Source organism: Serinicoccus chungangensis, assembly GCF_001483745.1.
In the GTDB taxonomy this organism is placed as follows: Bacteria; Actinomycetota; Actinomycetes; order Actinomycetales; family Dermatophilaceae; genus Ornithinicoccus; species Ornithinicoccus chungangensis_A.
The window spans coordinates 1-13,846 of the sequence record NZ_LQBL01000005.1; the positions used below are offsets into that span (position 1 = coordinate 1).

8 protein-coding genes and 1 pseudogene are annotated in these 13,846 nt (G+C 64.0%); all 9 read right to left on the reverse strand.

What is annotated here, in order from left to right; genetic code table 11:
* Positions 1 to 974, reverse strand: a pseudogene (locus AVL62_RS02970) (IS3 family transposase); the annotation flags it as partial.
* A gap of 50 nt (positions 975 to 1,024) precedes the next feature.
* Complete coding sequence (locus AVL62_RS02980; protein ID WP_058890204.1) at positions 1,025 to 1,579, reverse strand: hypothetical protein; 555 nt, start codon at positions 1,577 to 1,579, stop codon at positions 1,025 to 1,027.
* Positions 1,580 to 2,971: 1,392 nt separating this feature from the next.
* Positions 2,972 to 3,334: a hypothetical protein gene (locus AVL62_RS16865; protein ID WP_153011628.1), complete on the reverse strand. Its 363-nt coding sequence runs from the start codon at positions 3,332 to 3,334 to the stop codon at positions 2,972 to 2,974.
* 559 nt (positions 3,335 to 3,893) lie between these two features.
* Entirely contained in the window at positions 3,894 to 4,106 is a 213-nt protein-coding gene (locus tag AVL62_RS02990; protein ID WP_058890206.1) for an Rv0909 family putative TA system antitoxin, read from the reverse strand.
* A 37-nt stretch (positions 4,107 to 4,143) separates the two neighbouring features.
* The gene (locus AVL62_RS02995; protein WP_058890207.1) at positions 4,144 to 5,181 is read right to left on the reverse strand and encodes a TerC family protein; all 1,038 of its coding nucleotides are present in this window, start codon (positions 5,179 to 5,181) and stop codon (positions 4,144 to 4,146) included.
* A 1,252-nt stretch (positions 5,182 to 6,433) separates the two neighbouring features.
* Complete coding sequence (locus AVL62_RS16870; protein WP_153011629.1) at positions 6,434 to 11,524, reverse strand: hypothetical protein; 5,091 nt, start codon at positions 11,522 to 11,524, stop codon at positions 6,434 to 6,436.
* 432 nt (positions 11,525 to 11,956) lie between these two features.
* On the reverse strand, positions 11,957 to 12,688 hold the full coding sequence (locus AVL62_RS03015) for a TIGR02391 family protein (protein WP_058890211.1): 732 nt from the start codon (positions 12,686 to 12,688) through the stop codon (positions 11,957 to 11,959).
* 41 nt (positions 12,689 to 12,729) lie between these two features.
* Positions 12,730 to 13,284: a hypothetical protein gene (locus AVL62_RS03020; protein WP_058890212.1), complete on the reverse strand. Its 555-nt coding sequence runs from the start codon at positions 13,282 to 13,284 to the stop codon at positions 12,730 to 12,732.
* A gap of 127 nt (positions 13,285 to 13,411) precedes the next feature.
* Positions 13,412 to 13,846 (reverse strand): transposase (locus tag AVL62_RS17715; protein ID WP_235585485.1); only part of this gene is annotated, 435 nt, incomplete at its 5' end.

A 13,846-nucleotide genomic window follows, 5' to 3' on the forward strand; every position in this document is an offset into this window, starting at 1 on the left:
GCCCTGCGACCCGGCATCAGAGTGATGGATCAGCTCGCCGGGCAGCACCGGGTGACCCTCCCGGGCGCGCTGCCAGGTCGCCATCCTGACCGGCGTCATGACCAGGTCCACGTCCTTGGTGCTGGCGGCGTGCCAAGCCATGATGCGCTGGGCGTACACGTCGACGACGAACGCGACGTACACCCACCCCGACCACGCCCGGACGTAGGTGAAGTCCATGACCCACGTCCGGTTCGGGGCCGCGGCGGTGAAGTCGCGGTTCAGCAGGTCCCCGGCGCGAACGCCGTCCTTGGCCGGGATCGTGGTCCGGATGCCCTTGCTCCGACGGATGCCGGACAGGCCCAGGGCCCGCATCGCCCGGTCCACGCTGCCCGGCGATACCGAGGGCATCCTGCGGGCGACCAGGGCCGTCATCTTCCGCCGCCCGTACAGGCCCTCCGGGGTGAGCCTGCGTCGACCCGCAGGGTCGGTGGTCCAGGCGAGGTCGCGGACCGTGTCCATCACCCACGCGTCCTGCACCGTGCGGTCCGCGACCTGGCGGCCGGACCGGCGCCAGGTGCGGTAGGTGCGCTCGGCGACCTGCAGGCCCTGCTGTCGCAGGACCCGGCAGACCGACCCGACCGTGCGCCCCTGGGCACGCTGGGTGTCGATGAACGCCACGATCATCGGTTCCGGGGGTCGAGCTCCCCCACGAAGAAACTGGTCGCGGCCTTCAGGATCGCGACGTCCTCGCGCAGCTGCCGGTTCTCCGCTTTCAGCTTGCGGATCTCGGCCAGCTCCTCACTCGTGGCGCCCTGGCGCCGGCCACCATCGACCTCGGCCTGGACCACCCAGCGGCGCACGGTCTCCTTGCCCAACCCTTCTCGGCGAGCGACGGCCTCAGCGGCCGCGGTCAGCGAGGAGTACTCGCCCCGGTGCTCCTGCACCAGACGCACGCACCGCTCCTTGACCTTCGGATCGATCTTCTTCGGCATGAACTGCATCCTTCCAACTCACAAGGATGCGGCATCAAACCTGGGGCGCTTCAGACATCGGAGACCTCCACCCACAGGCCGTCCCGGTCGGGCAGCCTGCCGTTCTCGTCAGGGATGGGTTCGGCGTTGGCCACCCAGGTCCAGAACGGTTCCTCGAAATCGGGCGGATCACCGACCTGGACGCCGGTGTCGGAATCGTCCAGCCCGTAACTCAGCCGTCGCTTGAGGACGCCACGGACCCACCAGTCGAACTCCTCCCAGCCGACCCTGGTGCTACGGGCGACGTGGCGCATCTCGCCCGCAGTGACGTCCAGGGTGCGCCACGGCTCGATCTGCGGGCCCAGGCTCAGGATGCTGGTGCTGGCCATGTAGAAGGTGTGCTCGTCGTGACCGAACGCCACGACCTCAGGGTCCTCCTCCGTCAGGAGGAACTCGCCCAACCGTTGGCCCTGACGTACGGGCCGCACCGGGATGCCGCGCAGAGCGTGGTACTGCTCGACCACCGACCGAGGACCGCCCTTGGGTCGCAGCCACTGCACGACGTCGAAGTTGTCCGCCACCGCGGGGAAGTCATCGATCGGGTCTGTCTCGTCGGGTGCTCCCATAACGGCACACCCTAGGTCCGGCGAGTGAACGAGCAGGCTGGCAGAGCATCGCTCGAAAGGGTCGTCACGGCGCCAGGCGGACTTTGGCTCCCTGTCCACGGAAACAACGTGTTATGACGCCCTCGGCGCACTGCCCCCACAAGAGTCATGGACCCATCTACCAAGATCTCCCCCATCGACCCAAGCCCAACGCCCGCCTCTAGTGGGCTTGAGCAGCGCTTATTGTCCACCACGCGGGATGGTCTGCCGCACCGGCGGATCAGCGCGCGAGGTGGTCCCCGCCACCTGACCTCACCGTCGACGACGATCTCGTGCGCAGTCATGCGGCTCCACGACCCCGCAGACAAGCACCGCATCGTCGGGTGTGAGCAGCCGTTCGTTGGCCTTCCGGCCGACATCGTCCCAGCCGGTGAAGGTGGTCGGGCTAGGGCATGTGAACGTAGCGTTGGGCGCATCAAGGTCTCGGAGATGCTGGGCGTGAGAACCTCTCTAGAAGACCTGGACACCTACATCGGGCCGACGCTACCTCTCACCCTCATCTCGGAAGAGCTGCATTGGCCACTTGACAGACAAGGCAGGAGAGCCCGATGATCAGCCATCGGGCCAGATTTCGGGGGACCGATTACACGTCTCAGGTACCCATTGGAGAGGCCCTTTACAATGAGACCACTGCCGCGCAAAGGCGCAGTTTCCCTAGTTGTTGCCTTGCAAGTTCTAGCAATCGCAAACACGGGAGCTGCTATGCAGCCCGTGTCGCAGGCGGGAGAACCCGCGCCTGGGTACGCTGCCGTTCTCGAGGAGCCAACGGCTGACATGGTGCCAGGCTTGTTTGCTGACGGAACCACGCTCCCTCCTGCACCCGACCCGGTTATGCTTGAGGCATTGATCGAGGCGGAAACTGTGGTCATTGACGATCCCGTTCCTGACCCTACGACTGCGGGCCCACTGGCAACAACTCAAGCAGTTGTGTGCACTCCAGTCACCTATGCGGACGACCCACACTTGTCGACCTCTCCAAACACCTGGGATGTGTCGGCGCATGGGAAGTGGAACAAGGGGAACTGCAAGAAGGATCGGGCGGTTGTCACAGCCAGGCTGTACGAGTGGTATGTCAACAGGAGCAGGCCAACCACCGGCGCGTGGGTCTTCAAGAAGAAGAATTCCGATACGCTCAAGCCGAAGAGCGTGAGCAACAATCAGGTTAACGTCCGTGTCGGCTGTGATTCGTCTTCTCGAACGCACTGGTTGAACGTGGTGACAGTTGACGTGCGATGGGAGGCTGACGACTGGTCGCGGGCTGAGGCGAAGGAGGCTGTGCCCTGCCGCGTTTGGTAGTTCAAACCGTGAACGTGGTGGCGGGCGCCTGGTTGGAATTGAGATTGCAGTTTCGCGTCACGCCTTTGCCAATCGGGACTTTAGTTGCTCTGTCAGTTCAACATGATGTGGCAAGGTGCGCATTTCATTTGCAGAGACATTAACGCCTTCGGCCCGCGCTCTCGCTGTTAAGAATTCCCAATGACCCGAGGCCAGCGCCTCCTCATCTCCTGACCCGCCTGCGTCAGGACCAACTACAACGGGCGCCTCGTCTACGATCTCTTCGAGTCTCACGTCTTCCCAGCTCTGGTTCGTGGCCCAGCCGCGGTCCACGAGCAACGGCAAGCGGCCACCGGCATGAGTCTCAAGGAAGAGAGTGCACTTCACGTACAAATGCGGACTGTCACGGTCCTTGACGTCGACGATAGTGAGGAGATTCATGTTTGTTCCTCCGGTGGTTCTTAGTCGATACGTCGAATAGATGGAGCATTGGCTTGGTGGGCGCCGCTCACCAAGGCCGATACTGGGCGTTGCAGGGCGCTGACGACTTATCGTCACCGCAAGTATGCAGACTCACGCTCGGGGCTGGCTCACCAGCCTACCGGAACGCTGCATGGCGGTCAGGCGACGAACTCGGGATAGTGATGCGGCGCGCTTGAGGCTGCCAGGTGACCTGAGTCCGAAGTTCGTCGAGACCAGGAGAGTGGTCGAGTCATGGCGCCTGGAGGTAGTCGCGTCGAGCACGCGAGACTGCTGCACGGGTAGGTGACGTGGTTGGGCCACACAGCCCCGCCGCAAGCCAGCGCCCCAAGAATGGACTTGATCCACGGTTGGTGATCACCAGCACCGCGCGGCCCGAGGCGATCATGCAGCGAACCAGACAGCTCGAAAACGGTCGTCACTGAGCCGCACTAACGTGGACCGCGTCAGCCTGACGGGTGCCCGAGAGTCACTCGACTCTCGGGCACCCTGGCGCGCCTGTCCGTGAAGTGGAGGCGGGTCAGCGGGCGGCGGGGACCTGGCTGTCGGGGTCTGGGCGGTCGTGGGTGAGCTTGTCCAGGCCGGTCCGGGCGTGGTCCCTGCCCTTGCGGATCGTGTCCTCGTAGCGCCCGTGGGTTTTGGTGTTGGCGACCTCGCCGAGCTTGTCGAGGCCCTGCTCGAGCTTGGCGCGGTGCCGGGTGGCGGCGCTGATGATCGTGGCCCTGAGTCGCATCGATTCTTCTCCTTGATGTGGTGGTGAGGGGGTGGATTCAGGTCGGGGTGTTGGTGGGTGCGGACGGCCTCCGGGTCCTCCACACCGGCTCCAGCTCGGCGTTCTCGGCCGCGGTGGCGACGCGGAACGGCGGGTCCGTCGGGGTGGGCAGAGCCTGTCGGTCCTGCCCGCGGGTGGCGCGCAGGCTGAGCCAGATGGAGACGGTGATGATGGTGGCCACGACCGCGAGGGAGACGGTGGTCGGGATGTAGAAGAGGTCGATCTTGAGCAGCATCTTGACGCCCACCCAGACCAGGACCAGGGCGAGTCCGGTCTTGAGGTAGACGAACCGGTGGATGAGGTCGGCGAGCAGGAAGTACATCGCGCGCAGCCCCAGGACCGCGAACGCGTTCGCGGTGAAGACGAGGAACACCTCGTCGGTGACGGCGAAGATCGCGGGGATGGAGTCGACGGCGAAGACGACGTCGGTGACCTCGACGAGCACCAGGACCGCCAGCAAAGGGGTCGCGAGCAGCACCCCGCCACGACGGACCACGAACTTCTGGTCGTGGTAGGTCTCGGTCATCGGCACCAGCCGGCGGAACAGGCGCAGAGCGCGAGACTGCTCCGGGTCCATGTGCTCGTGGCGCTGACGGAGCATCCGGTACCCCGTCCAGAGCAGGAACGCGGCGAAGACGTAGAGGACCCAGGAGAAGTTCTGGATCAGCACCGCACCCGCGGCGATGAAGATGCCGCGAAAGACCAGGGCGCCGACGACGCCCAGGAACAGCACCCGGTGCTGGAACTCCCGGGGGACGGCGAAGTAGCTGAAGATGATGGCCCAGACGAACACGTTGTCGACCGCGAGCGACTTCTCGATGAGGTACCCGGCGAAGTACTGCTGCCCGAACTCTGCACCCCAGGTGACCCAGACGATCACACCGAAGGCCACCCCGAAGGCGACCCACACCCCCGACCAGAGGCCCGCCTCGCGCACCCCGATGACGTGCGCGTGACGGTGCGCGAACAGGTCGATGGCCAACATGACCGCGATGAAGACCAGGACCGCGGCCCACACCCACCCAGAGATATCCATGACGAAACCTTTCGATCAGTACGACCGAAGGTCTCTCCCGGCCCCTGGAACGGGGCTGCTCGCCGGAACCCACTTGGGGGCCGAAGTGACGACGAGACGGTGAGTGGGATACTCCCCTTCTGCGCAGAAGTAACCCACACCCATGCACTCATGTCAAGCCTCCGCCGAGCGGACGACCCAGGCAACAGGACAGACCGCTCCAGATGAGTCAGCCCCCCTACGCCTCGAACCGCTGGTGGCACCGGCAAGCGGTTCGGACACGGCCGGGACCGCGGCACGATGCTCGGCATCGAACCCCTAGCGTCCAGGCAACTGCCAGCTGCCCAGCGCTGCCCACGCCCCTGTCGGGCGTGCAGCATACGTGCATCAGCGACTCGAAGGCCCGAAGCATCCCAGGTCATGGCGGAGTCGCGAAACCGCAGGTCACAGGCGCACGGCAGGGCCGCGCTACTGTTTTTCGAACAGCAGACTGAAGTAGAGACCGTAGAGCTCAAATCGCCTGCGCCACAGGCGAATCCAGAGCTGGCGAAGGGACTCGAACCCTCAACCACCTATTTACAAGACTCCCGACTGAAACGCGCTGACCTGCACAAACAGCCGGAAAATGGGCCTTCGGGCCGTTTCGTGCAGCATACGTGCATCATGGCTGGCGACTCATGACTCGTCTTGGCCGCCACGCGGGCCGCTCTCCTGCAGGAGGGAGGTCACATACCCAGCAGCCGGGGCGACCTGGCGGACAGCGGTCCAAGTTCGTCCGGCACCCCTGGGTCCTCCGCAAGCCTAGACCGGTCGCCCCTCCCCGCCGTCCACGTCGGCGGCCCGTCTCGAAGTCGCGAGATCGATTGGCCGCCCGGAGTCGACGGTCGGTGCATACTCTCAGCCGATCAGTCGCCTACCGGGGATCTGTGGATGTTCGGCCAGCGCAGAGGGTCGGTACATCGCTGTACTGCCGATGACAGCGCGGTTCGCGACTACGACGAGTACGACAAGTCGACACTTGCACGACGCGGATTCGTCTGGCTCCCCTCTGATGGCAACCGCGGTGATACTTGAGGCGCCCGCATCGCCCGCCGGCTCCCTCAGCCTGGCGTCATCCGCCTCGCTGACCAACTGCTGGAGATGACGTCGGGGATCCCCACGCTTCAGGCAGCGGAGCGCTTCGGGGGAGATCCTGCAGGCTGCACTCGGCAACTTCAACTATCCGCGCGGTTATCTCGATACGGCAGGCATACCGCGTGAGTAGTTAGGTGGGCTACTCAGAGTAGGGCGCCAGGCTCGAGTCGCCTGCGACGACGAGGGCGTCGACCACACGTTGCCATGTAGCAAGCAAGGCATCATCAGTCACTGCCGACCGCACTTCGATCAGCCACGTCGAGAGCAGGTAACTCCGTCGAGCTATGTGGTCGGGGTCAGCAAGTACAAGATCTGCGATCCACGGCAGACCCAGACGAACCTGGCTAGCAACATCGAGCGCCCGCACGAAACTGATCAGGTGATCAGTGCATGTCGGATCACCCCTGGCGCCTAGAAGCCACTCCTCAACCGTTGAGGCAAGGTCGCGAGGGTTCCACCATACAATCGGCGCACCTGCAGTCTCGCGGTAGAGGTAGGCGACCTCACCAGCCAGATTCGGCATGAGGGATGCACGGGCATAATCGCCGTAGTGCCGTCCCTCGAACGGCTTGTGATCCTTCTCGTATCCGAGGACTCGACTGACAAGTGTGGGCCAGATCCGCGCAGCCGTACTAGCTCGGCTTGTTGATTCTTCCCCAGCGGCTGAGACTGCGCGAATAAATACGCCGAGCAGGTCTGAGCGATCGGCGAACGCGTCGAGGTGCTCAAACAGCAGCTCGTCGTTCCCATTCTCGATCAGCGTCAGCAAAGCGCGTGCCGAGATGAGTGCGTGCGTTCCGCGATGATCCATATCTCGTTCGTGAGCAAGGAGCGCCCGACGTTGTGCAGCGAGGGCCGCCGTAAACAATGCCTCGGCACGTTCCGACACGCCGATGTCGGCAACGACAGCGGGCGCGAGCGCCCGGAGAGCAGCGTCAAGCCGACGGAAATCGATTGCGTCACCGGCTACTTGCTGCAGCGACTGAGTGATGGGGTCAGCTAAGAGAACCGTGGCTCGTCGACCAGTGTCCGAATCCCAGTTGCCAAGGGCACAGTCGCGCATCGTTGCTATGACGAGGTCGAGTGCATCCTCATGATGGCATCGCCCGCCCTGTGCGCACGGCACTTGCCACAAGCGATCAAGGCCGCGAGCCAGATATACACGGACTTCATTCGGCAGCGACGAGGCCAGACTCGTCGCTGCTGCCGCGACCCGAGCGTAAGTCTTTGTCCCGTCGTGACCATCAAGGACGGTCCGCACGTCGCGGGCGTATGGCAGTAGGAGGACCGGCAGAACTCGGGCCGCCACTCGATCGGCGCCTTGCTCAAAATACGACTCCTCGGACTCGAACTGACGCTCCTGGCCAGCGATCTCCGCAGCAGCAATGACAGTTTCGGCGGCGAATCGGAGCGAGTCAACCGGCAGCCCTACCCCATCGATCAGATGCGCTTCGAGTGCGGCGGCGGCAACTGCTACCGGCGCGTCCCATTTTGCTCCAACACTGAGACCAGGTGGCTCTGCGAGAAGTTGTTCTGCACTGGTCAAGTCCGCGACGAGCGTCTCTGCAGACCGTGGTTCGGCCAGGCCCTTCTTCGAGTTGATGTGGTACTCCACAAAGAGTCGCGTCGCTTCATGTCCGCGCTGGATGTCGACGCTTCCACTTTGGAGCGCATCAAGAAGGGGTTCGGGTGGCGTGCTCTGGATGAGGACTTGGCCGTCGTCGGTTGCCTCGGCGCTGTATGTATTGCGGTCCATACCGCTCGCCCAGCCGCGCACACTCACGAGTTGCCGCTGAACTTCAGCGTCATCGATGCCCGGAACGGCAGATCGGATATCTTGCGCGGCCCGCTCGACCAGCACCTGGGCCACCTGGCGCAGCTCCTCGGCTCGGGCCTCATCGGCGCGCAGTACGAGCATCATCGCGGCCTCACGCAGCGACCAGCTGCGACGATCTCCGCCAACAACCCCGTCGGAGGAGGCGGCGAGTCCGCTCGACTCCTGTACAACTCTGCCGAACTCTAGCTGCCAGATCACCGGCTCCGACAAGTACGGGTCAAGAAGTCTGTCGCTCTTCTCGATGTGGCGCACCAAGAGGCCGACAACGAAACCGACCATCGCCAGGCTTTCGCAGCCGTCGAGCAGCACGGGCACGAGGTCTTCGAGCGGGATGTCGATCTGGATCAACTGGTCAACGACCCGTTCCAGCGCCTGAAGTGCGCTCATGCACGGATAGGGACCGACTCCGGTGCCTCGGTACCAGATCCAGACGTGTGAGTCACCGATATAGGTGCGAGCGGTTCCCGTGACCTGTAACTCCGTGCGGTAACGCTCCAGTTCCTCGTCGGAGACTGCGCCGTAGTGCCCGATGCTGGCAAGGGTACGCACGCGCGCACGCGCAGCATGGTTCAGCATCCGATTGATCGCCCGGACCCCACCGCGGAAGTCGGTCTGCAGCAAGGACATGAACGGGCCGGAATACCACGCCGCATGCGGCATCCCGAAACCGTGAAAGTCATGATCGCGGATGCCGTCCTCGTGGAACCCGGACCCGTCTTCGTCCTCGTCTATGTAGTACGACTCCGTCAGTTCGGCCAGGAAGCCGCGCGAGCGGTGTGCCAGAGCACGGGCGGCCAAGAGCCCCTCGACTGCGGGGCCGAGATCCCAGGGTGCGTCGCTGCCGATACGACGAAGGATGGCTTCGCCTTCGTCTCCCAAATCTGGGCCAAGGAGCGCCAGTAACTCAACCGTCACCTCGTCGGTGATCTCGCGTGGCACATCCCTTCTCCGGCGGCGTCGGCTCCGTGGGTAGCCAATCTCGTCGAAGGCATCACTACGCTGAGCCAAGCGTTCGTCGCGTTCTACCTCTTCAGGAGTCCGCGCCGCGCGAGCCGCTTCAGCAGCCGCTCGTTCATCTCGCTGGCGCTGGTCTGCTACTGCGCACCAGCCTAGCAATTGCGAGCGGAGCTGCGCTTTCAATGCGTCGCCGGCCGGGACATCGGCCGCAATGAGGGACCTAAGCCAGTCACGAATCAGCTCCTGCAGCCTCTCGTCGCCACGCCATGCTGTAGCGCCTGAAAGCAGTTGCTTGATCAAGGGCTCTACGGCAGTAACGCGCACAAGATGCGAAGAGTCCCGAAAGCGCTGATCGATCAGACGGCAGAGACGATAAAGACCTGCCTTGTTGTGCGCGCACAGCTCTGCCCAGGCGTCAGCCAAGACTGACCCCTGCTCCGGCAGCGCGAGAAGTGCTTCGCTGGGCACGTCGGCCCATCGCTCTCCGTGGCCTGCTACAACGACGGCATCGAACTCACCTTGCAGTCGAGCCAATCTGCCAGCAACCGGATTAGCGGGGGTGCTGGGTGCGCAGAGGTACATCTGGCATGCGAGACGTGACGCCCCAAGTGACCAGCGTGGCATCCCGGCCGCCAACAGTCTGGCCGTGAGCCTGTTCGAGCCGAGAAGTAGCCGAGCTACCGCATAGCGCCGCACCTCGTCATGCGCGAACTCTGGGCCGATCTTGAATGGCTCATCAGTTGCGGTCCGCAAGACGCCATCACGCCGGAGTCCATCGAGTGCAGCACCGTCAAGGGTCGTGACCACGGGAAGGGGATCACCGCCGGTAACGGCGAGTTCCGCGAGGCGCAGCATCACTGCATCCCGGGCATCGGGCATGCCCCGATCAACCTGCCCGCGGCGCCGCACGAGGCCAGCCCAAACATGCTGCATCGCATCGGCATCCGTCAGCGGCACACCAGACACACCGCCACGCACAAGAAGATCGACGACAACCAGTCGACGCAGGAGTTCTCGAGCCCGGACGTTCCCAGCCAGTGCCGAAAGTTCGGGGAATGTCTCAATAAGTTCGTCAACCTGGCCGTTCGTCAGCGCCTCGACCTCGAAGGTAGCGACGCTGTCGGGATGGAAATCAGCGAAAGCGTCGTAAACGAGCTTTTGCACATCGTTCGACGTCAGTGCCACAACCCGAACGTCGCTTCGCAAAGCGGCCTCCACCAAGTACCGGAACTGCTCTGCTTTTCCTTCTGCGATCCCATCCGCGCCGTCGATGATCAGCAGCCGCTCGGGAGCGCTCAGTTCGGCAAGGATGTCCGCCAGTGGAGCGCCCAGTGCCCCCTCAAGCTCGATCGCTGTAGCCGGAAGATGCCGCAGGTTGACAACAAGTGCCTGACCTTCCCCTTCGTCTGCGGCGGCTGCTGCCTCAACAAGGAGAGCGCTCTTTCCCACGCCAGATTCGCCGTGCACGACGACCCCATCGTTGGCCGTGGCCAGCGCGCGAAGTTCGGTGACCGTTGCGCTGCGATCGATATGCACCTGACGGGCACCATCAGCCGAGGTGACCTGGCTACCCACAGCGGCAACTGCCCGCTGGTGCAGACCATTCAACAACTGCCAGGCGTCCCGGTGCCGACGGATCGTTGGTGCGATGAGGTGGTGCGTATCCCGTCGCAGGAGGGTCAGATCGACGACCGCCGCCTTGGGCGCATACTCCCCAGCGAGCACGCTGAGGCGATCGCGGATCAGTGCCGCACCCGTAACGTCCTGGGTCCTGGCGACCGTGATCAGTTCGTTTGCGACGCCCGCCCAGTCAGACTCGTCCGGCGACTCGAACCGAGGCAGCACAACCTGAAGGTGCGACAATAGGCGCCAGGCGTGCTCGGTGACCGTCTCATCGGTCGAAACTCCGCCAGTTGCATCTTCAAGCGCTAGCTTGACCAACTCCTGCAGGTGTTCCAGGCGGTCCCGGATGGCCCGTTCGAATCGTTTCGGTTCCTGAATCAACGCGACAAAAGATGCGGCGTCGGACTGGCCACGAGCCAGCCCAGCAAGCTCCGCCAATTGAGAGGCATGAGCCTGATGGCCAGCCACAACGAGGCCGACCTGATGTTCGACGTCCTCACCCAGGTCGTTCGCTAGCTCGGCCAGGAACGACCCGACCAGCTTGCGGGACTTCTCATCGCACTTCACGATTGATGGCGCACGACGAACGGCGAGCCCCAGTACTAGGGACGGCTTGTCTTCGTCTGGTCGCTTAGCCCGAATAACCAGGTCATCTGCTGCATGCTCTGGAGACTGTTGGAAGGCCACGGCTACGACCGATCGGCCTTCACCGAGTTCGCTTGCTCCAAGGCCCGTTAGCAGCTGGCCGAGATAGCGGACGGCGACCTTGCGCTCGAACGTGACACCGCCGCCACCCGTGGCATACGGGCTCATAGCGGCACTCGCAACCGCCGGTTGCTCCGCGTGATCAGACTCAGCCACGGGCCAGCACTACCTCACATGTTGAGCCGCAGTACCACCGCCGAATCTGTCTGAACTTGTACCCGCGAAGAGCCCCGCCTGCCGTGCCACGGGCTCGGTCACCCTCTTCTAGAGCCGAAACGCGCTCAGCCTCGTGTGTCATTCAATGGCCATCCTCTGCCCGTCTTGGTCTTGCCGTGCAGCAATTCCAGCATATAGTTGTGCGTCGAGTCCCAGCCAAAGTCCCGCATGCACCGCGTGGTGACTGGGTGCAATGCCGCACCTCTGCGAGACGCTGGGTTGCGCTCTCTAAGACTCGGCGGAACGTCCTCGACTGCCGCGAGCGGCTCATCGGCTCAGGTGCCTTTGCGTGACGGTCACCTTGAGGCCTCTTCACTCAACTCGTCAGACCTCCAGTACGTCCGCCTGGTCGACCCACCGAGCGAACAGGCTGAACGCTGCCAACTGCTCCAGGGCGAGTTGCTCCTCGCCGCCGTCGTGCGGGACGTGCATGCCAGGGTTGCGGATCGCCGCGTACAGACCCTCCGCGAATGCGCGGGCACCGCGGTGCAGGTTCTCGTACGTCCTGCTACCGTCGTTCTCCATCAGGCGGAGGCGTGCTGCGCCTTCCCTCGGCTCGCCCACCGAGAACGCTTCATTGAACAGTGCCGTTTCCGAGACATCCCTTCGGCTCAGCTTCGCCTGCGTTTCGGCGTTGATGCGGATCGCCGCCTGCATCACTGCCTGGTGGTAGTGGCCGGTGTTCCAGTAACTCTTGCCGTTTTCCCAGGCCCACGGGTGAAGGTTGGTCGCGTCCATGTCAGGAGCGTTGTCCCCGAGCTTCTCGGCGAGCTCGGCCTCCCGCTGAAGCGCGGCCTTGCCGCGCGCTGCTTGGTCGCGCAGCCAACGGTACTCGCTGTCCCTCGCAGGACGGTCTTTCCGCCAGCCCGGAAGGGCCCGGTCTAGCACCTGCTCAACCACGTGCGCCCGCTGCGATGCCTCAGTTTTGTCCCCGCGCATGTGTGTACCAGCAATGAAAACGCCGGAGCGGGGCCGGTTGTTGTAGCCCACCTGCGCCGTAACATGGAGGAACTGATCGATCTCGTTGATTGCCCAGTCAACGTCAAGTTTCGCCATGAGGCCATTGTCCACGACTCCCCGCTGGAAGGTGGACCCCGTCAGGGCTCGATAGAGCTGACGCCGGGCAGCGTTGTTGGCGGTAGTTCCCATCCGTGCTTCGCGGAGATCGCTTCGATGTGGTTCTGGGCCGATGCTTGAAGCTTCGCCACGACGTCAGCATCGAATCCGACCATGCGGAAGCGGCGTAGATTCTGACTGAGCACTTGTGCCCATCGCTGGTACGGGTCCAGGTTGGCCAGTCGCTGATCCACCGTGTCACTGGGCTGCGAAGCCTCCATGACCTGCCGACCGAGGACAGCGCCGAGGGCGCGCTCTGCCTCCAGCCACGTGTCGAGGCCCGCCCAGCCGTCTAGCTCGTCAACGAGTGCGATTGTGGCAATGCGGAAATTGGCGAGCCGATCCCCGATGGGCTCCATGGTCGGGTCGAAACCGATGAACCGCTGGACCGCCTGCTGGACGTCGGACCAGAGAGCGCTGACGGCAGCCTTGCGCGATTCTTCTAGCGCCTCCTTGGACCGCTTGTTGGCCAACGCTGTACCGACGAGAGCCACGACCAGGGACAGACCTGACACGATGACCGCAGTGAGTTCCACGGGTGGATCGTCGCACGTGCCGCCGACAGAGAAGGCCGCGTGGCGAACCAAGGGACCGGGATTGCGTCACACCGCCGCGAACGGAGGCCGTTGACGCAGAAGCGCACGCACATGGCACCCCTCTGTGTCAAGACGCCGCTGGGAGGGTGGTTCTAGGCTTGGTGGTGGCGGGTCCGGGAAGTGGCTTGTCCGAAGAGCCGGCATCGGGTTGTGAGCCGGTCGCGCTGGAGTCAGAGTCGTCACCCAGTTGCCCTCCCGGGCCCGTCGTCGCACGTCGGGCGAGGTCGTCGAGCATCGCCTTATAGACCAGGTCGGACAGGCGCCGTTTGAGGCAGCGCATCGCTTCCATCGGCGTTTTGCCGGCGGCGACCTTTCGGTCGTAGTAGGCCCTGCCCTCGGTCGCGTGCCGCAGTTGGACGACGGCCATGATGTGCAGCACCCGGTTGATCTGCCGGTTGCCCTTGCGGGAGAGCCGGTGGTGGGTGTGGTCCCCGGAGGAGGCGTCGACCGGGGCGGTTCCGGTCCAGGACGCGAAGTGGTTGCGGTCGGGGAAGCGGGTGAT